Raw genomic sequence first — 23,059 nt, 5'->3', positions numbered from 1 at the left:
ACGAGACCCCGTCGGGTACCGCGACCGACGGGGCCGGAGCCGTGCGCGGGGACGTACTGAGTTCGACCACCCGCCGTCGGCGCCCCTCCGGCGTCGTCGGGCTGGCCAAGCGTCAGCTGCGCCGTCCCGTGCACCGGGTGTCCGCGCTGTACCGGCGGTCGATCCAGCTGCGCGTGGTCGCGGTGTCCCTGCTGGCGTCCATCGCGGTGGTCCTGGTGCTGGGCGTGGTCGTGGTGGCGCAGGTGCGCACCGGCCTGCTCGACACCAAGATGGACGCCGCCCGGGCGCAGGCCAGGATCGGCTTCCAGGTCGAGCAGAAGAAGATCGACGAGGCCAGGGACCAGAAGCTGCGGGGCACCGCCGACCCGACCGTCGACGAGACCGGCACCTGGCTGCTGCGGCAGGTCAACGACCTCGCCGGGAGCGGGCAGACCGTCTACTCGGTGATCGCGATGGCCCCCGGCAGCGGCGCCGTCGTCCCGGACACCGCCGGCTTCGCGCCGCGCTACTCCGGTGACATCCAGCCCAGCAGCATCCCGGACGCCCTGCGGGCCAAGCTCGCCTCCGAGCCCGGCCAGATGTTCGACCAGCCGACCCGGATCCACCGCTCGCCCGAGAGCGGCGGGAAGACCGAGCCCGGGCTGGCCCTCGGCATGCAGTTCATCGGTCCGGCCGCGGCCGGCAACAGCTACCAGATGTTCTACGTGTTCTCCTTCGGCCAGGAGACCGACACCCTCAACCTGGTCACCGGCACCCTGGCGACCGCCGGCGTGTTCGTGGTGATCCTGATGGGCGGCATCGCCTGGGTCGTGGTGCGCCAGGTGGTCACCCCGGTCCGGATGGCCGCCGGGATCTCCGAGCGGCTTGCCGACGGGCACCTGGAAGAGCGGATGAAGGTGACCGGGACGGACGACATCGCCCGCCTCGGGGAATCGTTCAACCGGATGGCCAACGCCCTGCAGGCGCAGATCCGCCAGCTGGAGGAGCTGTCCCGGGTGCAGCGGCGCTTCGTCTCGGACGTCTCGCACGAGCTGCGCACCCCGCTGACCACGGTGCGCATGGCCGCCGACCTCATCTACGACAGCCGCGAGGACCTGGACCCGATGGCCGCCCGCTCCGCGGAGCTGCTGCAGGGCCAGCTGGACCGCTTCGAGTCGCTGCTCGCCGACCTGCTGGAGATCAGCCGGTTCGACGCCGGCGCCGCGATCCTGGACGCCGAGCCGGTCGACCTGCGAGAGATCGTCGGCCGGGTGGTCGAGGCCGCCGAACCGCTCGCCGAGGCCAAGGGCAGCGCCGTGGTGATCCGCGGCGACGGCGAGCCGGTGCTGGCCGAGGTCGACTCCCGCCGGATCGAGCGCATCCTGCGCAACCTGGTCGTCAACGCGCTGGAGCACGGCGAGGGCCGCGACGTGGTGGTCCGGCTGGGCTCGGCGGACGGCGCGGTCGCGGTCGGCGTGCGCGACTACGGCATCGGCCTCAAGCCGGGCGAGGCGTCCCGGGTGTTCCACCGCTTCTGGCGGGCCGACCCGTCCCGGGTGCGGACCACCGGAGGCACCGGCCTCGGCCTGTCCATCGCCGTCGAGGACGCCCACCTGCACGGCGGCTGGCTCCAGGCCTGGGGCGAGCCCGGCGGCGGCTCGCACTTCCGGCTGACCCTGCCGCGCACCCGCGGCGGCGAGATCTCCCGGGCGCCCTTCCGGCTGGAGCCGGAGGACTCCCGCAACAACCGGGGCCTGGGCACGTACGGGACGCCGTACCGGCGGGCGATCAGCCCGGTCGGCTCGACGGCGATGACCGTCGCCGAGGAGCCGACGGAGGCGCCGGACGGCCTCGGTCTCGGTGCCGGCCTCGGCAGCGGGCTCGGTGGGGTGCTGAACATCGGCCCCGGCCTCGGCCAGCGCCGACTGCCCGAGGGGCCGCGTACGGACCCCTCGGACGTGCGGACGGCGGGTGCCGGGTACGGGGCGACCGGCGCCCAGGTCATGGTGGACCCGACGCCCGGACGGCCGTCGGTGGCACAGCGGACGGCTGAGCCGGACGTGATGGGTGGGACGGACCTGGAGGGGTCGCATCGTGCGAGGGACGAGCAACAGGACTGAGCCGCGGCGCCTCGCGGTGACCGGCGCGCTGCTCGCCCTGCTGGCGAGCGGCTGCGCCGCCATGCCGGACTCCGGCGGCATCACCAAGGTGGAGCTGTCCCAGGGCTCGGCGGACAAGAACCTGCAGGCCAGGGTCTACCCGGTGGCACCCGGCAAGGGAGCCAAGCCGCACGAGCTGCTGACCGGCTTCCTGGACGCGGTGACCGCCGACGAGGGGTACGAGACGGCGCGCAAGTACCTCACCGAGGGCGCCGCCGCGGCCTGGAAGCCGGAGGCCGGGATCCGGGTGCTCTCGTCCACCACCATCCCGGGCGGCCAGGACGTCACCAACGCGGACGGCCTGGACCCGGTGACGGTGACGGTCAGCGGGCAACTGGTCGCCAGCGTCGACGACAAGCACTCGTACCTGCCGGTGGCCGGGCAGAACAACAACGTCTCGTCCGACTTCACCTTCGTCCGGGAGAAGGACGGCGAGTGGCGGATCGACAAGCTGCCGTCCGGCGTGATCATGAACGAGACCAACTTCCGGAACAGCTTCCGCCAGGTCGAGCGGTTCTTCTACACCTCGCCGGACCCGTCCGCGGTGGCCTCGGGGAACGTCGGCCAGGAGGTGCTGGTCGCCGACCCGATCTACCTGCGGCGCCGAATAGACCCGCTGACCTCGGCAGCCCAGGCGGTGGCCGACGGGCCCTCCACCTGGCTCTCGCCGGTGGTCCGCACGGCCTTCCCGAACGCCGCCCGGGTCGACCGGGTGACCATCGACGACGGCCGGGTCGCCCACGTGCAGCTCGGCGGCGCCGACGTCAGCGAGCCGATGGCCTGCCGGCGGATGGCGACCCAGCTCTTCTACACCCTCGCCGACCAGGGCAAGGGGCAGGTCGAGCGGCTGGAACTGAAGGGGCAGCGCGGCTCCTGCACCGCCAGCCGCACGGACGTGCCGGCCACCGGCCCCGGGGCCCTGGCCGGATCGACGGCCGCGACGCAGTACTACCAGCGCGCCGACGGCTCCCTGGTGGCGACCGACGAGGGGCGTGCCGGCGACCCGGTCCGCGGCGTCCTCGGCAAGCCGCAGTCGAACACCAAGCCGCCGCTCGGCGCCGTCGCGGTCAGCCGGGGCGGCGCCCAGGCCGCCGTGATCAGCGAGGACGGCCACCAGGTCTACTCGGTGCAGCTGACGGACGCGGCGGTCGCCCTGGGCGAGCCGGTGCTCAGCTCGACGGCGAAGTCGGGCGACAAGGAGGACGGCTTCGCCTCGCCCAGCTGGGACGGCCGCGGCGACCTCTGGGTGGTGGACCGCAACCAGCAGGGGCAGCGCGTCGTGATGGTGCGCGGCAACAAGTCGTACACCGTGCCGGTCGAGGGGCTGACCGGGCAGACCGTGCAGGCGCTGAAGATCTCCTCGGACGGCGTCCGGGTCGCCCTGGTGGTCAAGACCCCGGGCGTGGCCATCCGCTCGCTGATGTTCGGCCTGGTGGTGCACGGCGGCACCCCGCAGGCGCCGACGGTGAAGATCACCGGGCTGCGCCGGGCCGCCCCCACGCTCACCGACGTCGCCTCGGTTTCCTGGGCGGACGCCGACCAGCTGCTGGTGCTCGGCAAGGAGGCCGACCGGACCCAGCAGCTCTACTTCATCAGCACCGACGGCTCGCAGAGCACCGACACCCAACTGCAGAGCGCCGACAGCATGATGACCGTCGCGGCCTCGGAATCCCGGGCGGACAGCCTGACCCAGGCGCCGCCGGTCCTCGCGATGGCGGAGGTCAAGCAGGCGGACGGCAAGCCGAGCGAGCTCAAGGCCTACCGGCTGGTCAACAACCAGTGGCGGGAGGCCCCGCTGGTCGACAAGCCGCGGTCCTTCTTCTACGCGGGCTGACGCCCGGTCGGGAGGGGCGGACGGACCGTCCGCGCGGGCTGACACCGGGTCCGGCGTGCTGCCCGCGGGGCGGCGCGCCGGTGGCGGTCAGCCCGCCGGGCGCATCGAGGTGGCCGCGACCGCGGCGCCGGCCCGGGCCGGCAGGCCGGCGTCGGCCAGCGCCCGGGCAGCCTCGGCGAGGCTGGCCCCGGTGGTCACCAGGTCGTCCACCAGGACGGGGTGACGGCCCGCCAGGCCCGCCCGGGCGCGCGGCAGCACGGTGAGCGCGCCGTGCAGGTTGCGGCGCCGCTCCGCCGCGTTCAGCCCGGTCTGGTCGGCGACCGGGCGGGCGTGCCGCAGCAGCGCCGCGGCCCGGGCGTCCAGGCCGGCCCGGCGCAGCGAGCGGGCGGCGGCCCCGGCCAGTCGCAGCGTCGGGTCGTGGCCGCGGGCGCGGACGGCCGCGCGGGCCGAGGGCATCGGCACCAGCAGCAGCGGCGCGGTGCCGGCCCGCGCTCCCAGGGCGGAGCACACGGCCCGGCCGAGGGCCTCGCCGAGCGGGCCGGCCAGTCGGAGTGCGCCGCGTTCCTTGTGGGCGAGCAGCAACTGCCGGACCGGGTCGCCGTAGGGGGCTGCGGCGTGCGCCCAGGGCAGCAGGGTGGGGCCGGGCCGCGCGGTGGCCAGGACGTGCCGGCAGGCCGGGCAGAGCTGGGTGCGTTCACTGCCGCAGCCGGCGCAGTTCGCGGGGAGCAGGACGTCCAGCAGCCCGGCCAGTGCGTGGCCGAACGGTCCGTGGCCGGACGGTGGGCGAGGGGGTGAGGGGTGCGGTGGCACGGCTGCTCCTGGCGGCGGCAGGCACGGGGAGTGAGCAAAGGATCCGCCGTATGGGGGGTGTTGTCCAGGTATTTACCGATACTTCACTCGTGGGAGGGTAGACAGGGTGCAACAGCTTGACCGCCCGCTCGCAGTATCGGGTCATACCCCGTTTCTCGCCTGGGGAGGCGAAAACCCCCTGTGAGGTGTTCGATGAGGCTCCAGGGGGTTTCAACCGTCCCTGGTGGGGAGGAAGTGAGGTGAGGGCCAGTCGTTTCCGCCGCTGGCGGCGGGGCGGGGGGCCGGCAGTGGATGGGCTGGTCCAGCTGGGTCTCAGCCCGATCCGGTAGCACCCGGATCGGCGTCAGCACGAGGGATCGGAGTTCTGCGTGGACATCGTCGTCAAGGGCCGCAAGACCGAGGTGCCCAAGAGGTTCCGCGAGCACGTGGCCGAGAAGCTGGAGAAGGTCCAGAAGTTCGACGGCAAGGTGATCAGCCTCGACGTCGAGGTGTCCAAGGAGCACAACCCGCGGCAGGCCGACCGGTCGGAGCGGGTGGAGATCACTCTCCGTACCCGTGGGCCGGTGATCCGGGCCGAAGCCGCCGCCGCCGACCCGTACGCGGCGCTCGACCTGGCTTCGGCGAAGCTCGACGCGCAGCTGCGCAAGTCCGCAGACCGGCGCCGGGTGCACAAGGGCGGCGCGAACGGCCGCACCCCCATCAGCGTCGCCGAGGCGACCGCGGCCCTGGCCGCGCTGCCGGAGCCGTCGACGCTGGAGGGCGGGACCAACGGCGCCGTCCGCAAGACCATGATGGGATCCCTGGAAGTGGAGGGCGAAGGCCCGCTGGTGGTCCGGGAGAAGACGCACCCGGCCGCCCCCATGGCGCTGGACCAGGCGCTCTACGAGATGGAACTGGTCGGCCACGACTTCTACCTCTTCGTGGAGAAGGACAGCGGCCTGCCCAGCGTCGTCTACCGCCGGCACGGCTACAACTACGGTGTCATCCACCTGCAGACGGACCTGCAGGCCGGGCCGGGCAGTGGCGCGGGCGGCGCGATCGGCGAGGCCGACGACGAGGACTGACCGTTCGAGCGGTGATGGAGGGGTGACCCCGGTGGCAGCGACCGCCGGGGTCACCGGCGTTCCGGGGGCGGGGTGGTTCGAACGCGGTCGGGTCCGGGGCCGGGGTCACCCGATGCGGGGGAATCGGTGCCGGAGGGTGACCTCGGCGGCTGCCGGGCGTGGAATGATTGGCGCACGACGACCCGCGAAGGGGGAGGAGCGGATGGGGGATCACTTCGGGCTGGGGCCCGCGGCTGGGCCCGGGCTGCCGTTGGGGCCGGAGGAGGAGCCCGCGTACGCGCCGCGCCGGGGTGAGCCGATCCGTGTGCTGGTGGTGGACGACCACGCCCTGTTCCGGCGGGGGCTGGAGATCGTCCTCGCCGAGGAGCAGGACATCAAGGTCGTCGGCGAGGCGGGGGACGGCGCCGAGGCGGTGCTGAAGGCCGCCGACCTGCTGCCGGACATCATCCTGATGGACGTCCGGATGCCGCGGCGCAGCGGGATCGAGGCCTGCACGGCGATCAAGGACGTGGCACCCAGCACCAAGATCATCATGCTGACGATAAGCGACGAGGAGGCCGACCTCTACGAGGCGATCAAGGCGGGGGCCACCGGCTACCTGCTCAAGGAGATCTCCACCGACGAGGTCGCCACGGCGATCCGCGCGGTCGCCGACGGGCAGTCGCAGATCAGCCCGTCGATGGCCTCCAAGCTGCTCACCGAGTTCAAGTCGATGATCCAGCGACGTTCCGACGACCGGGACCTGGTGCCCGCGCCCCGGCTCACCGACCGGGAGCTGGAGGTGCTCAAGCTGGTGGCGACCGGGATGAACAACCGGGAGATCGCCAAGGAGCTGTTCATCAGCGAGAACACCGTGAAGAACCACGTGCGCAACATCCTGGAGAAGCTCCAACTGCATTCCAGGATGGAGGCGGTGGTGTACGCGATGCGGGAGAAGATCCTCGAAATAGGGTGAGCCGGCCGCGCTCACGCCAGCAGCTTCTCCAGGGCCGGGCGCAGCCGCTCGTCGTGCAGCGCCCCGACCCGCACGGTGTCGCAGCCGACCCAGGAGGCCGCCTCGCGCAGGGCCGTCGCCAGCGGCTCGACGTACCGGGCGTCCCGCCCCCGGTCCCCGGTGAGCGAGATCTGCCGGGCGACCAGGGTGCGGCCCTCGCGGGCCGGGTCGACCCGGCCGACCAGCCGGCCGCCGGCCAGCAGCGGCATCGCGAAGTAGCCGTGCACCCGCTTGTGCTTGGGGGTGTAGGCCTCCAGCCGGTGCTCCATGGCGAAGATCCGCTCCGTCCGCGGGCGGTCCCAGACCAGCGAGTCGAACGGCGAGAGCAGCGTGGTGCGGTGGCGCCCGCGCGGGGTGGTGGCCAGGGCGGCCGGGTCGGCCCAGGCGGGGGCCGCGGCGCCGTCCGGGCCCCAGCCGGCCACCTCGACCGGGACGAGCCCGGAGTCGGCGAGCACCGCGTCCAACTGCTCGGCGCGCAGACGGTGGTAGTCCTGGAGGTCGGCCCGGGTGGCCACCCCGAGTGCGGCGCCGGCCTGGCCGACCAGCGTGCGCACGCACTCCTCGTCCGACGGCTCCTGGCCGAACAGCGCGTCCGGGACGGCCTGTTCGGCCAGCGCGTAGACCCGCTTCCAGCTCCGGCGCTCGGTGCAGACCACGTCGCCGAAGGCCAGCGCCCGTTCGACCGCGATCTTGGTGTCGGACCAGTCCCACCACTCGGCGGTCTTCTTGGCGCCGCCCAGCTCGGTCGAGGTCAACGGTCCCTCGGCGCGCAGCTTGTCGAGCACCAGGCGGTAGGTCTCGGGCGTGACCTGGTGGCCTCCCCACAGGTGGCCGCGGGCGCGGTAGTGGCGGCGCCGGAAGGCGAACAGCGGCCACTCCTCGACCGGCAGGACGCAGGCCGCGTGCGACCAGTACTCGAAGCTCGTGCCGCCGCCCCAGTACGCCGCCTCGACCGCCGGGCGGCCGACCGCGCCGAGGCGGGCGTACGGCACCAGCTCGTGGGAACGGGCGAGCACCGAGATGGTGTCCAGCTGGACGGCGCCCAGGTGCCGCAGCACCCCGCGCACCCCGGCCCGGCGGTCGGGCGCGCCGAGCAGCCCCTGGGCGCGCAGGGCGATCCGGCGGGCTTCGTCGGCGCTCAGGACGGTGACGGGGGTGCTGGGCGCGGCTGCGGCGGTCATGCCGGCGAGCGTAGTCCGGGGCACCGACAGCGGCCCCGGGCCCGTCCTCAGCCCAGGTCGGAGGGCAGCAGCGAGGCGACCCAGGCGTCGTGGAAGACGCCGCGCTGCTCGGCGTACGAGCGCAGCGTGCCCTCGAAGCGGTAGCCGGCCCGCTCGGCGACCGCGCGGGAGCCGTCGTTGCCGACGTAGGCCTGCCACTCCAGGCGGCGCAGGCCGAGCTCGCGCAGACCGAAGCGGGAGACCGCTCGGGCGGCCTCGGTCGTGTAGCCGCGGCCGCGGAACTCCTTCACGGCCCACCAGCCGATCTCGGCGCAGCCCGGGTCGTTCTCGCGCAGGACCAGCCCCTGGGAACCGACCAGGGCGCCGGATCCGCGCTCGAACACGCACCAGATCCGGTTCGCGCCGGTGCGCCAGCCCTCGGTGGCGAGATCGCGTACGAAGAACTCCGCGTCCTCGCGCCGGTACGGAGAGGGAACCACCGTCCAGCGCTGGATCTCCGGGTCCTGGCAGGCAGCGAAGACGGTGTCGACGTCCGATTCCCGCGGGGCCCGCAGGACGAGGCGCTCGGTGGTGAGGGTGACCGGTTCGGTGAGGGTTTCCGCCATGAACGGATTATTCCGCCGTGCACGGAAAGCGGGCATCCGAATATGCGGCCAACTCCTGGACCTGCCGACCCTTTTGTCCCGGTGGACGGTGCTATCGGGTCATGTGCTCGCGCGGGTGACACGGGAATACCGTGCTGACGCACCTCCCGGGGCATTGGACTCCTCGCATACGATGGCCCGTGCGGTGGGGTGGACCCCCCGTGCAGTCGTCCAGTGCCAATACAGGCAAGGAGCCCGCTCAAGTGTCCGTCTTCGACAAGATCCTGCGCGCCGGCGAGGGCAAGATCCTTCGCAAGCTGCAGCGGATTGCTGCCCAGGTCAACTCCATCGAAGAGGACTTCGTCAACCTCACCGACGCCGAGCTGCGCGCGCTGACCGACGAGTACAAGCAGCGGATCGCGGACGGCGAGAGCCTGGACGACATCCTCCCCGAGGCGTTCGCCACCGTCCGCGAGGCCGCCAAGCGCGTGCTCGGCCAGCGGCACTACGACGTCCAGCTCATGGGTGGCGCGGCCCTGCACCACGGGTACGTCGCCGAGATGCGCACCGGTGAGGGCAAGACCCTCGTCGGCACCCTCCCGGCGTACCTGAACGCGCTGACCGGCAAGGGCGTCCACCTGATCACCGTCAACGACTACCTCGCCGAGCGCGACTCGGAGTGGATGGGCCGGGTGCACCGCTTCCTCGGTCTCGAAGTCGGCGTGATCCTCGGGAACATGACGCCCGCCGAGCGCAAGGTCCAGTACGGGATGGACATCACGTACGGCACCAACAACGAGTTCGGCTTCGACTACCTGCGCGACAACATGGCCTGGTCGAAGGACGAACTCGTCCAGCGCGGCCACAACTTCGCGGTCGTCGACGAGGTCGACTCGATCCTCATCGACGAGGCCCGCACCCCGCTGATCATCTCCGGCCCGGCCGACCAGGCGACCAAGTGGTACGCCGACTTCGCCAAGCTGGTGCAGCGCCTGAAGATCGACCGCGACTACGAGGTCGACGAGAAGAAGCGCACCGTCGGCATCCTGGAGGACGGCGTCAGCCGGGTCGAGGACTACCTCGGCATCGACAACCTCTACGAGTCGGTGAACACCCCGCTGGTCGGCTTCCTGAACAACGCCATCAAGGCCAAGGAGCTGTACAAGGCGGACAAGGACTACGTCGTCATGAACGGCGAAGTCATGATCGTCGACGAACACACCGGCCGCATCCTGGCCGGCCGCCGCTACAACGAGGGCATGCACCAGGCGATCGAGGCCAAGGAGGGGGTGGAGGTCCAGAACGAGAACCAGACCCTGGCCACCATCACCCTGCAGAACTTCTTCCGCCTGTACAGCAAGCTCGCGGGCATGACCGGTACCGGCACCACCGAGGCCGCCGAGTTCCACCAGATCTACAAGCTCGGCGTGGTGCCGATCCCGACCAACAAGACGCCGCTGCGCATCGACCAGCCCGACCTGATCTACAAGTCGGAGCCGGCCAAGTTCGCCGCCGTGGTCGAGGACATCGCCGAGAAGCACGAGAAGGGCCAGCCGGTGCTGGTCGGCACCGTGTCGGTCGAGAAGTCCGAGTACCTGTCGCAGGAGCTGCGCAAGCGCGGCATCCCGCACGAGGTGCTGAACGCCAAGCACCACGAGCGCGAGGCGCAGATCGTCGCGCAGGCCGGCCGCAAGGGCGCCGTGACCGTCGCCACCAACATGGCCGGCCGCGGCACCGACATCATGCTGGGCGGCAACGCCGACCACCTGGCCGCCGCCGAGCTGGCGCAGCGCGGGCTTACCCCGACCGACACCCCGGACGAGTACGAGGCCTCCTTCCCGGCCGCCCTGGAGAAGGCCAAGGTCTCGGTCAAGGCCGAGCAGGACGAGGTCAAGGAGGCCGGCGGCCTCTACGTCCTCGGCACCGAGCGGCACGAGTCCCGCCGGATCGACAACCAGCTGCGCGGCCGCTCCGGCCGTCAGGGCGACCCGGGCGAGTCCCGCTTCTACCTGTCGCTGGGCGACGACCTGATGCGCCTGTTCAAGGCCGGCATGGTCGAGCGCGTGCTCTCGATGGCCAACGTGCCCGAGGACGTGCCGATCGAGTCCAAGATGGTCACCCGCGCGATCGCCTCCGCGCAGACCCAGGTCGAGCAGCAGAACTTCGAGATCCGCAAGAACGTCCTCAAGTACGACGAGGTGCTCAACCGCCAGCGCGAGGTCATCTACGGCGAGCGCCGCCGCGTGCTGGAGGGCGAGGACCTGCAGGAGCAGGTCGGCCACTTCATGGACGACACCGTCGAGGCCTACGTCAAGGCGGCCACCGGCGAGGGCTTCGAGGACGACTGGGACCTGGACAAGCTCTGGACCGCGCTCAAGCAGCTCTACCCGGTCGCCCTGGACCTGGCGGAGCTGGAGGAGGAGGTCGGCGGTCCGGCCGGCCTGACCCCCGAGTTCCTGGTCAAGGTCGTCCAGGAGGACATCCAGGCGCAGTACGGCGCCCGTGAGGACCAGCTCGGCGAGGAGATCATGCGCGAGCTGGAGCGCCGGGTCGTGCTGTCGGTGCTGGACCGCCGCTGGCGCGAGCACCTCTACGAGATGGACTACCTCCAGGAGGGCATCGGCCTGCGGGCCATGGCGCAGCGCGACCCGCTGGTCGAGTACCAGCGCGAGGGCTTCGACATGTTCACCGCGATGATGGAGGGTATCAAGGAGGAGTCCGTCGGCTACCTGTTCAACCTGGAGGTCCAGGTCGAGCAGCAGGTCGAGGAGGTCCCGGTCGAGGACGCCCAGGTGGTGCTCGACAAGCTGGAGAAGGACGCCGCCCGCCCGGAGATCAAGGCCAAGGGCCTGGAGGCCCCGAAGCCGCAGCGGCTGCACTACACGGCCCCCTCGGAGGAGGTCGGCGGCGGTGTGGTCGAGGGCGACTTCGAGGACCTCGCGCCGGAGGACGAGGGCGACGGGATGACCCGCGCCGAGCGCCGCAAGGCCGCCAAGTCGGCCAAGGGCCGCCGCCGCAAGGCCTGAGCCGGCCGCGCGGCCCGCAGGGGCCGCGGGACACCAGGCAGGACGCCGCACAGGGCGCCGCTCCCGGACGGGGGCGGCGCCCTGCGCCGTCCCCCGGTCGCGTGCGGTCACCGGGCCTCCACGGCGGTGCACTGCCACTGCCCGGCCGGGCCGCGCTGCTCCAGCCGGAAGGCCACCATGTGGTGCCGGCGACCCAGGTCGACCCGGACGCAGGCCTCGACCGCGTCGGGCGAGGGCGAGCGGTCGTGCACCGGGCCGAGCCGGGGCCGGTCGGCGGCCCCGCCGCGGCGCAGCGCGCCCGTCCGGACCAGCGAGGCGAGCTGCCCGTAGCCGTCCAGGCTGGTGTGCCGCATCAGTTGCCCGGAGGGCCGCGCGCCGGTGAGCACCTCGACCAGCTGGTGGGCGAAGCGGGAGGCCAGCGCCCGGGGGTCGGCGGTGGGGGCGCCGGCGCCGGCGCAGGCGGTGCGTGGGTGCCGGGGGTGGCGCCCGGCCGGGTCGCAGGCGCCGCCGACGGTGCGCGGGCGGCGGGGCGGGCGGGTGGCGGGGTGGGTGGTCACGGTGGCTCCTCGACGGGGTGGTACGGGTACGGACGGGTCCAGGCTGGGGGCGCCGCCCGTGGCGCGGCAACGCCTTTCCGGAGCGGTCGGAGCCCGCTCCCGGATTCACCTATCCGGGTGAATCGGCCAGTGTGGTGACGGGTCGGGGCGGCTGTCGGAGGGCACCGGGTTGACGGCCGGGAGCCGTTCGTACGGCTCGAAAGGGGACGGTCCGACTGGGCGGACCGGGTGGCGGCGCCGGGGCGTCGCATTGCGCCGTCCCGCCCCGGCGCGCACCATCGGAGCCTGACCGGGAACCGCGGGGAGCCGACGACGCCCCCAGGACGACGGGCGGGCGGAATGACGACGACACGGGTAGCAGCAGCGGTGCCGGCCCCGACGGTCGCGGGCGCCGCGCCGCGCGCCGGGGGCGCACCCCGGCGGGGCCTGGTGCTGGGCGGCGGCGGGATGCTCGGCGCGGCCTGGACGGTCGGCGCGCTGTGCGCCGTCGAGGAGGCCACCGGGCGCCGGCCCGGCGACGCCGACGTCCTGCTCGGCACCTCGGCGGGCGCGATCCTCGCCGCGATGCTGTCCGGCGGCGTCCACCCCGAACAGCTGCGCGACCACCAGCGCGGGCTGCCGGTCGCCGACGGCCCGCTGGCCGGGCTCGCCTTCGACTACGACACCGCGGTCGGCGGTGCGCTGCCGCCCAGGCCGCGGGCCGGCATCGGCTCGCCGGGCCTGCTGCGCGACGCCGTCCGGCACCCGCGCGAGTACCCGCTGCTGACCATGGTCTCGGCGATGGCGCCGCACGGCCGCGGCTCGCTGGCCCCGGTCGGCGAGCTGGTGCGCGGGCTGCTCGGCCCGGCCGGCTGGCCGGATCCGGACCCGGACCCGGTCGCGGACCCGGAGGGGGACGTGGAGCGGGCCGTCCCCGGCGCGGGTGGCACGACGGTGCCGGCGGCGGGCTCACCGCTGCGGGTGGCGGCCGTGGACTACCGCAGCGGCCACCGGGTGGTCTTCGGCGACCCGGACGCCCCGGCGGTCGCGGTCGCCGACGCCGTGATGGCCTCCTGCGCCATCCCCGGCTGGTTCGCGCCGGTGCGCCTGAACGGTTCGGCGTACGTGGACGGCGGCTGCTGGTCGGCCACCAACGCCGACCTGATGCTCGGCCGCGGCCTGGACGAGGTGTACGTGCTGGCCCCGATGGCCCTGCGGCTGGACCCCGGGCCCGCGAGGGCCGGGCGCGCCGCGGCGGCCGGTGCGGCCGGACGCGGGCGCGACACCCTGGCCGCGCTGCGCGAGTGGCGTGACCGGGACCGCCCGCGCGGCGTACTGGCCCAGCTGGTCAGCCGCTACCGCCGCGCCGTCACCCGGCAGCTGCTGCGCGAGGCCGCGCTGCTGCGGGCCGAGGGCGTCCGGGTGCGGCTGCTCGCGCCGACCCTGGCGGACCTGGCGGTGATGGGCCCGAACATGATGGACCCGGCCCGTCGCGGAGCCGTCCTGGAATGCGCGCTGCGCACCAGCCGGGAGGCGCTGCGGGCCGCACGGTGACCGGGCCCGGACCGGGGGTGATCACGGGAGCCCCGCGGAGCTTATTCTTGGGGCGCTGGAGAATCCGTTCCGCTGGACGAAGCCCGCTGGATCGAACCGGAGAGTGCCACCGATGCGCGTGTACGTGCCCACCACCCTGACCGGCCTGGCGGCGGCGCACGAGGGCGGCGCCCTGGAGCAGTCCGCGGCGTACGCCGTGACCCCCGCGTTGCGCGAGTGGTACGTCAGCGACGACATCGAGGAACTGGAGTACGCGGCGCTCAACCGGGCCGCGCAGTCCTCCCTGCGGCTGCTGGCCGCCGACCCGGACGCCCCGCGCCGCCGGGTCGTGGTGGCGCTGGACGTGGCCGACGCGTCCGTGCGGCCGTTCCCCGGCGACGAGTACCAGGACCAGGCCTCGCTCGGCCGGGTGGTGCTGGCCGGCCCGGTGCGGCTGGCCAAGGCGGCCGCGGTGCACGCGGACGTGTCCGACGACGAGGTGGTGACGGACGTCGCCGCCGCGGTGGCGGCGGTGGCCGCGGCCGACGCGGGCGACCAGGACGCCCAGTTCACCGTGGACGGCGCCGAGGACCACGACCTGCTCTGGTTCGCGACCCAGGAGATCCCCGCGCTGTTCGCCTGAGCCGGCACACCGGCCGCCCGTGCGCCCCGGCGCCCCGGGCGCACGCCCGGCGAGCCGGGTGGGGCGGGTGCGTGAGTTCCGCCCTACCGGCGCGTCGGTGCCCGGCGTTACCGTTGTTCCCCGTGCGCACTCACATCGTTTGGGACTGGAACGGCACCCTCTTCCACGACATGGAAGCGGTGCTCGGGGCGAGCAACGCCGCGTTCGCGACCATCGGCGTCGGGCCGATGAGCCTGCAGGAGTACCGGGAGCAGTACGAGATCCCGATCCCGCGCTTCTACCAGCGGCTGCTCGGCCGGGAGCCCTCCGCGCAGGAGTGGCTGGAGCTGGACGGCGCCTTCCACGACCGCTACCGCGAGCTGAGCCCGTCCTGCGGGCTGACCGACGGCGCCCGCGAGCTGATGGCCGACTGGCAGGCGGCCGGGCACAGTCAGTCGCTGCTGTCGCTGTACGTGCACGACAAGCTGGTGCCGCTGGTCGAGACCTTCGGCCTGACCGGCCACTTCCTGCGGGTGGACGGCCGCAGCGGCCCGGCCGGCGGGCAGAAGGCGGAGCACCTGGTGCGGCATCTGGCCGCGCTCGGCGAGCAGGTGGACCCGGCCCGTACGGTCCTCATCGGCGACGCCGCGGACGACGCCCTGGCGGCGCTGAGCGTGGGCGCGCGGGCGGTGCTGTACACCGGCGGCTCGCACACCCGGGAGAAGCTGGAGCCGGTCGGCGTGCCCGTGGTGGACACCCTGGCCGAGGCGGTCGACCTGGCGGGCCGGCTCACCCGCTGAGCCCCCCGGGCGTGACCGCAGTGGCGGGCGCCACGTCCGCCGTCCGCGTGTCTGAGCGGGCGGACCGGGCCGTCGCTGGTCAGGCTGGACCGACAGCCGAGCAACCAGCAGGACGGAGCCGCCATGCCCATCGACGCAGTCACCGAGGTGCCGACCCCGGTCAACGAGCCGGTGCACGGGTACGCACCCGGCAGTGCGGAGCGGGACCGGCTGGTCCGCCGGTTGGACGAGCTGGCGGCCGAGCAGGTCCCGCTGCCGATGACCATCGGCGGTGAGCAGCGCTTCGGCGGCGGCGAGCGGATCGAGGTCGTGCAGCCGCACCACCACGCGGCCAAGCTCGGCGTGCTCGGCAACGCCACCCGGGAGGACGCCAGGGCCGCGGTGGACGCCGCGCTGGCCGCCGGGCGGCAGTGGCGCTCGCTCTCCTTCGACGACCGGGCGGCGGTATTCCTGCGCGCCGCCGACCTGCTCGCCGGGCCCTGGCGGGAGACGCTCAACGCGGCCACCATGCTCGGCCAGTCCAAGACCGCGCAGCAGGCCGAGATCGACTCCGCCTGCGAGCTGATCGACTTCTGGCGGTTCAACGTCCACTTCGCCCGGCGGATCCTGGCCGACCAGCCGATCTCCTCGCCCGGCGTGTGGAACCGCACCGACCACCGCCCGCTGGAGGGCTTCGTCTACGCGGTGACCCCGTTCAACTTCACCGCGATCGCCGGCAACCTGCCCACCGCGCCCGCGCTGATGGGCAACACCGTGGTCTGGAAGCCCGCGCCGACCCAGACCCTGGCCGCCCACCACCTGATGCGGCTGCTGGAGGCGGCCGGCCTGCCGCCCGGGGTGATCAACATGGTCACCGGCGACGGCTTGCAGGTCTCGCCGGTCGCGCTGGCCGACCCGGCGCTCGCCGGGCTGCACTTCACCGGCTCCACCGCCACCTTCCAGTCGCTGTGGCAGACCGTCGGCGCCAACATCGCCGGCTACCGCACCTACCCGAGGATCGTCGGCGAGACCGGCGGCAAGGACTTCCTGCTGGCCCACCGCTCGGCCGACCCGGAGATCCTGAGGACCGCGCTGCTCCGCGGCGCCTTCGAGTACCAGGGCCAGAAGTGCTCCGCGCTGTCCCGGGCCTACCTGCCGCGCAGCCTCTGGCAGAGGATCAAGGACGACTTCCTGGCGGAGGTGGACGCGCTCGCGGTGGGCGACGTCACCGACCTGTCCAACTTCATGGGCGCCCTGATCGACCGGCGCGCCTTCGAACGGAACCGGGACGCCATCGAGCGCGCCAAGGCGGACCCGACGGTCGAGCTGGCGGCCGGCGGCCAGTACGACGACGCGATCGGCTGGTTCGTCCGGCCGACCGTCCTGGTCTCCTCGGACCACCGGGGCGAGATCTTCCGGACCGAGTACTTCGGGCCGATCCTCGCCGTCCACGTGTACGAGGACTCCCGCTGGGACGACGTCCTCCGCCGGGTCGACGGCGGGGCACCGTACGGCCTGACCGGCTCGGTGATCGCGCAGGATCGTTACGCCATCGCCCAGGCCGTCGAGGAGCTGCGGTTCGCCGCCGGGAACTTCTACATCAACGACAAACCCACCGGTGCCGTCGTCGGCCAGCAGCCCTTCGGCGGGGGCCGGGCCTCCGGCACCAACGACAAGGCCGGTGCCGCCCAGAACCTCCTGCGGTGGACCTCGGCGCGGTCGATCAAGGAGTCCTTCGTACCTCCGACCCAGCACCGGTACCCGCACATGGGCCGAGAGTGAACATGAGCCTCCGGTTTGGACATGCTGTCCAGGACGGACCCGACATCCTGCAGGTTTGCGCCTCCCCGTCCCTGTCCACCTTCGATTGATCCGGTTAGGCTGGCTGGCGTCGTCGGGTGGCTTGCAGGACGAACGTGTCGTCCTACCCACTGGGAGGACGTTTCATGCGCGCCATGAGCCCCTTTCAGTCGGATAGTGCGGCAGGATTGCGGCTGACCCGTCGGTGTACACCCACACACCAACCGAGTCACGCAACGGCGCGCGACAGGAGCCAAGAAGTCATGCAGACCAAGCTGGACGCAGCCAAGGCCGAACTGCTCAAGAAGGCAGCCGCAGCCGCTGAGAACAGCCAGGTGGGGGGAGCGGCGCCGGGGGAGGGTCTGAGCAACGGCGCTCTGACCGCGTACCTGCACCACTACTACCTCCACACCGCGCCCGAGGACCTGGTCGACCGCGACCCGGTCGACGTCTACGGCGCGGCCGCCTCCCACTACCGCCTGGGCCTCAAGCGCCCGCAGGGCACCGCCGAGGTGCGGGTCTACACCCCCTCGGTCGAGGAGAACGGCTGGTCCTGCGGCCACACGGTCGTCGAGGTCGTCACGGACGACATGTCCTTCCTGGTCGACTCCGTCACCAACGAGCTGTCCCGCCAGGACCGCGGCATCCACATCGTGATCCACCCCCAGCTGGTCGTCCGCCGTGACATCACCGGCAAGCTGCTGGAGATCCTGGACGTCGACGCCTGCTCCCGCAGCCAGGCCGCCGGCACCGAGTGGCCCGCCGACGCGACCGTCGAGTCGTGGATGCACATCGAGATCGACCGCGAGACCGACCGCGACGACCTGCGCACCATCGAGGGCAACCTGCGCCGCGTGCTCGGCGACGTCCGCGAGGTCGTCGAGGACTGGGCCAAGATGCGCGAGAGCGCGCTGCGCCTGGCCGACGAACTGGCCGAGGAACCCCCGGCCGGCCTGCCCGAGCAGGAGGTCGGCGAGGCCTGGGAGCTGATGCGCTGGCTCGCCGACGACCACTTCACCTTCCTCGGCTACCGCGAGTACGACCTGGTCGAGCACGAGGGCGAGGAGGTCCTCAAGGCCGTCGCCGGGACCGGCCTCGGCATCCTGCGCTCCGACCCGCACAGCCACGACGACCGCCACCACTCGGTCAGCGAGGCCTTCGGCCGGCTCTCCGCGCCGGTGCGCGCCAAGGCCCACGAGAAGAAGCTGCTCGTCCTGACCAAGGCCAACAGCCGTGCCACCGTGCACCGCCCGGCCTACCTGGACTACGTCGGCGTGAAGAAGTTCAACGCCGCCGGTGAGCCGATCGGCGAGCGCCGCTTCCTCGGCCTGTTCTCCTCCGCGGCCTACACCGAGTCCGTCACCCGCATCCCGGTCGTGCGCCGCAAGGTCCAGGCCGTGCTGGAGGACTCCGGCTTCTCCGGCGAGAGCCACGACGGCCGCGACCTGCTGCAGATCATGGAGACCTTCCCGCGGGACGAGATCTTCCAGACCCCGGCCTCCGAGCTGCTCTCCATCGCCACCAGCGTGCTCTACCTGCAGGAGCGCCGTAAGCTGCGCCTCTTCCTGCGTCAGGACGAGTACGGGCGCTACTTCTCCGCCTTCATCTACCTGCCGCGCGACCGCTACACCACGCGGATCCGGCTGCTGCTCACCGACATCCTCAAGGAAGAGCTGAACGGCGCCACCATCGACTACACGGTGTACGCCACCGAGTCGGTGCTGACCCGCCTGCACTTCGTGGTCCGGGTCGCCCCGGGCACCGAGCTGCCCCGGCTCACCGACTCCGACATCGAGCGGATCGAGAACCGACTGGCCGAGGCCGCCCGGTTCTGGATGGACGGCTTCCACGACCAGCTGCACCTGGAGCTCGGCGAGGAGAAGGCCGCCGAACTCGGCCACAAGTACGCCAACGCCTTCCCCGACGGCTACCGCGCCGACTTCCCGCCGCGCACCGCCGTCTCCGACATCAAGCAGATCGAGTCGCTGCACGGCGAGGGCGACTTCCGCCTGAACCTGTACCAGCCCGTCGGCGCCGGCGACGACGAGCGCCGCTTCAAGATCTACCGGGTCGGCGGCCCGATCTCGCTCACCGAGGTCCTGCCGGTGCTCCAGCGCCTGGGCGTCGAGGTGCTCGACGAGCACCCGTACGCGCTGCGCCGCTCCGACGGCACCACGGCGTGGGTCTACGACTTCGGTCTGAAGCTGCGCGAGGCCACCGAGCTCACCGACGAGGCCCGCGACCGCTTCCAGGAGACCTTCGCCGCCACCTGGACGGGCAAGGCCGAGAACGACGGCTTCAACGAGCTGGTGCTGACCGCCGGGCTGACCTGGCGCCAGGCGATGATGCTCCGCGCGTACGCCAAGTACCTTCGCCAGGCGGGCTCCACGTTCTCCCAGGACTACATGGAGGACGCGCTCCGCAACAACACCCACACCACCCGCCTGCTGGTCAACCTGTTCGAGGCGCGGCTGAGCCCGAGCCACCGCTCGGGCGCCCTGGAGCTGACCGAGGGCATCCTGGAGGAGCTGACCGGGGCCCTCGACGAGGTCGTCTCGCTGGACGAGGACCGCATCCTGCGCTCCTTCCTGAACCTCATCAAGGCCACCCTGCGGACCAACTTCTTCCAGCACGCCGCCGACGGCGAGTGGCACTCCTATGTGTCGATGAAGTTCGACCCGAAGGCCGTCCCGGACCTGCCGGCCCCGCGCCCGGCGTTCGAGATCTGGGTCTACTCCCCGCAGGTCGAGGGCGTGCACCTGCGCTTCGGCAAGGTCGCCCGCGGCGGTCTGCGCTGGTCCGACCGGCGCGAGGACTTCCGCACCGAGATCCTGGGCCTGGTCAAGGCGCAGATGGTCAAGAACACCGTCATCGTGCCGGTCGGCGCCAAGGGCGGCTTCGTCGCCAAGCAGCTGCCGGACCCGTCGGTGGACCGCGACGCCTGGCTGGCCGAGGGCATCTCCTCGTACAAGACCTTCATCTCGGCGCTGCTCGACATCACCGACAACCTGGTCGGCGGCGCGGTCGTCCACCCGGCCGACGTGGTCCGCCACGACGAGGACGACACCTACCTGGTCGTCGCCGCCGACAAGGGCACCGCGACCTTCTCCGACATCGCCAACGGCGTCGCGGAGTCGTACGGCTTCTGGCTGGGCGACGCGTTCGCCTCCGGCGGCTCGGCCGGCTACGACCACAAGGGCATGGGCATCACCGCCCGCGGCGCCTGGGAGTCGGTCAAGCGCAACTTCCGCGAGCTCGGCGTCGACACCCAGTCCGAGGACTTCACCGTCATCGGCATCGGCGACATGTCCGGCGACGTCTTCGGCAACGGCATGCTGCTCAGCGAGCACATCCGCCTGGTCGCCGCCTTCGACCACCGCCACATCTTCATCGACCCCAACCCGGACGCGGCCACCTCGTACGCCGAGCGCCGCCGCCTCTTCGACCTGCCGCGCAGCTCCTGGGACGACTACGACAAGTCGCTGATCTCGGCTGGCGGCGGGGTGTACCCCCGCTCGGCGAAGGCGATCCAGCTGACCCCGCAGGCCCGGGCCGCCCTCGGCGTCCAGACGGGCAAGCTCACCCCGGCCGAGCTGATGAAGGCGATCCTGCAGGCACCGGTCGACCTGTTCTGGAACGGCGGCATCGGTACCTACGTCAAGGCCTCCGCCGAGACCAACGCCGAGGTCGGCGACAAGGCCAACGACGCGATCCGCGTCAACGGCGAGCAGGTCCGGGCCCGGGTCATCGGCGAGGGCGGCAACCTCGGCTGCACCCAGCTCGGCCGCATCGAGTACGCGGCCACCGGCGGTCCGGAGGGCACCGGCGGTTGGATCAACACCGACGCGATCGACAACTCGGCCGGTGTGGACACCTCGGACCACGAGGTCAACATCAAGATCCTGCTCAACCAGGTCGTCGCCGAGGGCGACATGACGGTCAAGCAGCGCAACGTCCTGCTGGCCGAGATGACCGACGAGGTCGGCCACCTGGTGCTGCGCAACAACTACGCGCAGAACGTGGTGCTGGCCAACGCCGTCGCCCAGGCGCACAGCATGGTCAACGTCCACGCGCGGATGATCAACCGCTTCGAGGCGGCCGGCCGTCTCGACCGGGGGCTGGAGTTCCTGCCCGCCGAGCGCCAGATCCGTGACCGCCAGCAGAACGGCCGCGGGCTCTCCCAGCCCGAGATGTCCGTGCTGCTCGCCTACACCAAGATCATCCTGGCCGACGAGCTGCTCGCCACCGACCTGCCCGACGACCCGTACTTCCGCACCGCGCTGCACGACTACTTCCCCAGCGCGCTGCGGGCCCGGTTCGCCGACGCGATCGACAACCACGCGCTGCGCCGCGAGATCATCACCACGCTGATCGTCAACGACACGATCAACCGCGGTGGCTGCACCTTCGCCTTCCGCCTGAAGGAGGAGACCGGCGCGACCTACGAGGAGATCGCCCGGACGCACACCGCCGCGCGGGCCGTCTTCGGCCTGGAGACGATCTGGGGCGAGATCGAGGGCCTGGACAACCGGGTCCCGGCCCGGGTGCAGACCAAGATGCGCCTGCACTCGCGCCGCCTGGTCGAGCGCGCCACCCGGTGGATGCTCAACAACCGCCGGCAGCCGCTCGACATCGCCGGGACCATCGAGTTCTTCCACGACCGGGTCAACCAGGTCTGGGGCTCGCTGCCCAAGCCGCTCCGCGGCGAGGACCTGGCCTGGTTCGAGTCCATCCACGGCGAACTCGCCGCGGCCGGGGTGCCGGAGGAACTGGTCACCCGGATCGCCGGCCTCTCCTCGGTCTTCCCGACCCTGGACATCACCGAGGTCGCGGACCGCTCCGGCAAGGACGTCGCCGACGTCGCCGAGCTCTACTACGACCTGGGCGACCGGCTGCAGATCTCGCACCTGCTCGACCGCATCATCGAGCTGCCCCGCACCGACCGCTGGTCGTCGATGGCCCGGGCCGCGATCCGCGAGGACCTGTTCGCGGCGCACGCGGCGCTGACCGCCGACATCCTGGCCTGCGGCCCCGACGGCGCCACCCCGGAGGAGCGCTACACCGCCTGGGCGGAGCTCAACGCCACCCTGCTCAACCGCGCCAAGAGCACCCTCGACGACATAAGGGGTTCGGACAACTACGAGCTGTCCAGCCTGTCGGTCGCGATGCGCGTCATCCGCACCCTGCTGCGCACCGGTTCGATGCGCTGACGGACAGCCGCACGGAAGGGCCCGCGTCCACGGACGCGGGCCCTTCCGCGTACCGCGCGGCAACCGGTTGTGGATCGTGGGCCGACCTTCGCTACGGTGATCCCGAACGATCAAGGGGGATCACGACATGGGGAAGAACCGAGCTCCGGTCCGCGCGGTGGGCGTGGGCATCTCGGTGGTGCTGCTGGTCGCCGGAGCGGCAGCCTGCACGTCCGACGACAAGAAGGGCGCGGCCGGGGCCGGCGCGGCGGCGACGGCCGGCGCGCCCTCGGCGGCGCCCACGACCAAGGGGCCGGAGGCCTTCTCGGCGGCCGGCTACCGCGGCCTGAAGCCCGGCACGACGAAGGACGCCGGCCTGGCCACCGGCGCGCTGGAGACCGCGCCGGTCTCGCTGCTCGACGGCTGCACGGACTTCGTCTACAAGGGCGGCCCGGCGCCCGACCAGGCCCGGATGACCGCGGAGGCGGCCACCGAAGCCCGCTACAAGGACCTGAACGCCAAGGCCGACGCGGCCTCCGGCAAGGCGCCCGCCCCGGCGGGCACCGTGCCGCCGAACGCCTCCGCGAAGGACGCGGCGGCGGCCGCCGCCGGCTCGGCCGCCGCGGCCAAGGACTCGGCCGCCACCGCCAAGCTGATGGCGGACGCGACGCAGTCCATCGTCGACCTGATGGTGGCCCGGGAGACCAAGGAGAAGGCGTACCTGGCCACCGGCCGGGTCTCCTTCGCCGCGGCCGGCCTGCGCGAGCTGGTCGCCCCGGCCGAGGCGAGGACGGCCGAGGGCATCGGCGCCGGTGCCACCCTGGAGGCCCTGCAGCAGGCCTACGGCGCCAAGGGCCTGCAGGCGGCCAAGAGCGGTAAGTACGTCCTCCCGGTGGAGGGCCAGCAGGGCTGGCAGTACGAGTTCACCATGGACGGCGGCAACGTCGCCGGGATGGCCCTGGTCAACCG

15 protein-coding genes are annotated in these 23,059 nt (G+C 72.5%); 11 read left to right on the top strand and 4 right to left on the bottom strand.

All coding sequences use genetic code 11. The features are described 5' to 3' along the window. Positions 1–56 precede the first annotated feature (56 nt). The gene (gene mtrB, locus ACFV04_RS31200) at positions 57–2,099 is read left to right on the top strand and encodes an MtrAB system histidine kinase MtrB (RefSeq protein ID WP_380348947.1); all 2,043 of its coding nucleotides are present in this window, start codon (positions 57–59) and stop codon (positions 2,097–2,099) included. Then, a complete protein-coding gene (locus ACFV04_RS31195; RefSeq protein WP_360253513.1) occupies positions 2,074–3,972 on the top strand; it encodes an LpqB family beta-propeller domain-containing protein in 1,899 nt (632 codons plus the stop codon). The genes mtrB and ACFV04_RS31195 overlap by 26 nt, the downstream gene beginning before the upstream one ends. 87 nt (positions 3,973–4,059) lie before the next feature. Here ACFV04_RS31195 and ACFV04_RS31190 read toward each other — a convergent pair whose 3' ends face one another. Then, on the bottom strand, positions 4,060–4,782 hold the full coding sequence (locus ACFV04_RS31190) for a ComF family protein (protein ID WP_380534081.1): 723 nt from the start codon (positions 4,780–4,782) through the stop codon (positions 4,060–4,062). Positions 4,783–5,150: 368 nt separating this feature from the next. On the opposite strand from ACFV04_RS31190, the gene hpf reads away from it, so the two are divergent. Then, positions 5,151–5,846 carry a ribosome hibernation-promoting factor, HPF/YfiA family gene (hpf, locus tag ACFV04_RS31185; protein WP_380348932.1) on the top strand — a complete coding sequence of 232 codons (696 nt, stop codon included), beginning with the start codon at positions 5,151–5,153 and terminating at the stop codon, positions 5,844–5,846. Positions 5,847–6,048: 202 nt separating this feature from the next. Then, positions 6,049–6,801: a response regulator gene (locus ACFV04_RS31180; RefSeq protein WP_380348930.1), complete on the top strand. Its 753-nt coding sequence runs from the start codon at positions 6,049–6,051 to the stop codon at positions 6,799–6,801. A gap of 11 nt (positions 6,802–6,812) precedes the next feature. Here the strand turns inward: ACFV04_RS31180 and ACFV04_RS31175 are convergent, their stop codons facing one another. Both ACFV04_RS31175 and ACFV04_RS31170 read right to left on the bottom strand, forming a co-directional pair. Next, positions 6,813–8,021 (bottom strand): winged helix-turn-helix domain-containing protein, encoded by a 1,209-nt coding sequence (locus ACFV04_RS31175; RefSeq protein ID WP_380534078.1) that lies wholly within the window; start codon positions 8,019–8,021, stop codon positions 6,813–6,815. Between the two features lie 47 nt (positions 8,022–8,068). Next, the gene (locus tag ACFV04_RS31170; protein ID WP_380348927.1) at positions 8,069–8,626 is read right to left on the bottom strand and encodes a GNAT family N-acetyltransferase; all 558 of its coding nucleotides are present in this window, start codon (positions 8,624–8,626) and stop codon (positions 8,069–8,071) included. 242 nt (positions 8,627–8,868) lie between these two features. Between ACFV04_RS31170 and secA the strand changes: the two genes are divergently transcribed. Next, positions 8,869–11,631 carry a preprotein translocase subunit SecA gene (gene secA, locus ACFV04_RS31165; protein ID WP_380348926.1) on the top strand — a complete coding sequence of 921 codons (2,763 nt, stop codon included), beginning with the start codon at positions 8,869–8,871 and terminating at the stop codon, positions 11,629–11,631. Between the two features lie 107 nt (positions 11,632–11,738). On the opposite strand, the gene ACFV04_RS31160 is transcribed toward secA, so the two are convergent. Further along, the gene (locus ACFV04_RS31160; protein ID WP_380348924.1) at positions 11,739–12,188 is read right to left on the bottom strand and encodes an Rv3235 family protein; all 450 of its coding nucleotides are present in this window, start codon (positions 12,186–12,188) and stop codon (positions 11,739–11,741) included. 339 nt (positions 12,189–12,527) lie between these two features. On the opposite strand from ACFV04_RS31160, the gene ACFV04_RS31155 reads away from it, so the two are divergent. The 6 genes from ACFV04_RS31155 to ACFV04_RS31130 all read left to right on the top strand — a co-directional run. Then, complete coding sequence (locus ACFV04_RS31155) at positions 12,528–13,721, top strand: patatin-like phospholipase family protein (RefSeq protein ID WP_380534075.1); 1,194 nt, start codon at positions 12,528–12,530, stop codon at positions 13,719–13,721. Positions 13,722–13,833: 112 nt separating this feature from the next. Beyond that, complete coding sequence (locus tag ACFV04_RS31150; protein WP_360253495.1) at positions 13,834–14,343, top strand: DUF6912 family protein; 510 nt, start codon at positions 13,834–13,836, stop codon at positions 14,341–14,343. Between the two features lie 122 nt (positions 14,344–14,465). Next, entirely contained in the window at positions 14,466–15,122 is a 657-nt protein-coding gene (locus ACFV04_RS31145; protein WP_380348920.1) for an HAD family hydrolase, read from the top strand. A gap of 129 nt (positions 15,123–15,251) precedes the next feature. Then, positions 15,252–16,883, top strand: coding sequence for an L-glutamate gamma-semialdehyde dehydrogenase (pruA, locus tag ACFV04_RS31140; RefSeq protein WP_380534088.1), 1,632 nt, complete (start codon positions 15,252–15,254; stop codon positions 16,881–16,883). Positions 16,884–17,164: 281 nt separating this feature from the next. Then, positions 17,165–22,111 (top strand): NAD-glutamate dehydrogenase, encoded by a 4,947-nt coding sequence (locus tag ACFV04_RS31135; protein ID WP_380534072.1) that lies wholly within the window; start codon positions 17,165–17,167, stop codon positions 22,109–22,111. A gap of 127 nt (positions 22,112–22,238) precedes the next feature. Continuing rightward, positions 22,239–23,059, top strand: an 821-nt coding sequence (locus ACFV04_RS31130; protein WP_380534070.1) for a hypothetical protein, incomplete at its 3' end; no start/stop codon positions are given.

The organism is Kitasatospora sp. NPDC059599, assembly GCF_042735125.1.
In the GTDB taxonomy this organism is placed as follows: domain Bacteria; phylum Actinomycetota; class Actinomycetes; order Streptomycetales; family Streptomycetaceae; genus Kitasatospora.
The sequence above is the reverse complement of the archived record's forward strand: the minus strand, read 5'-3'. Positions and strand labels throughout refer to the sequence as shown.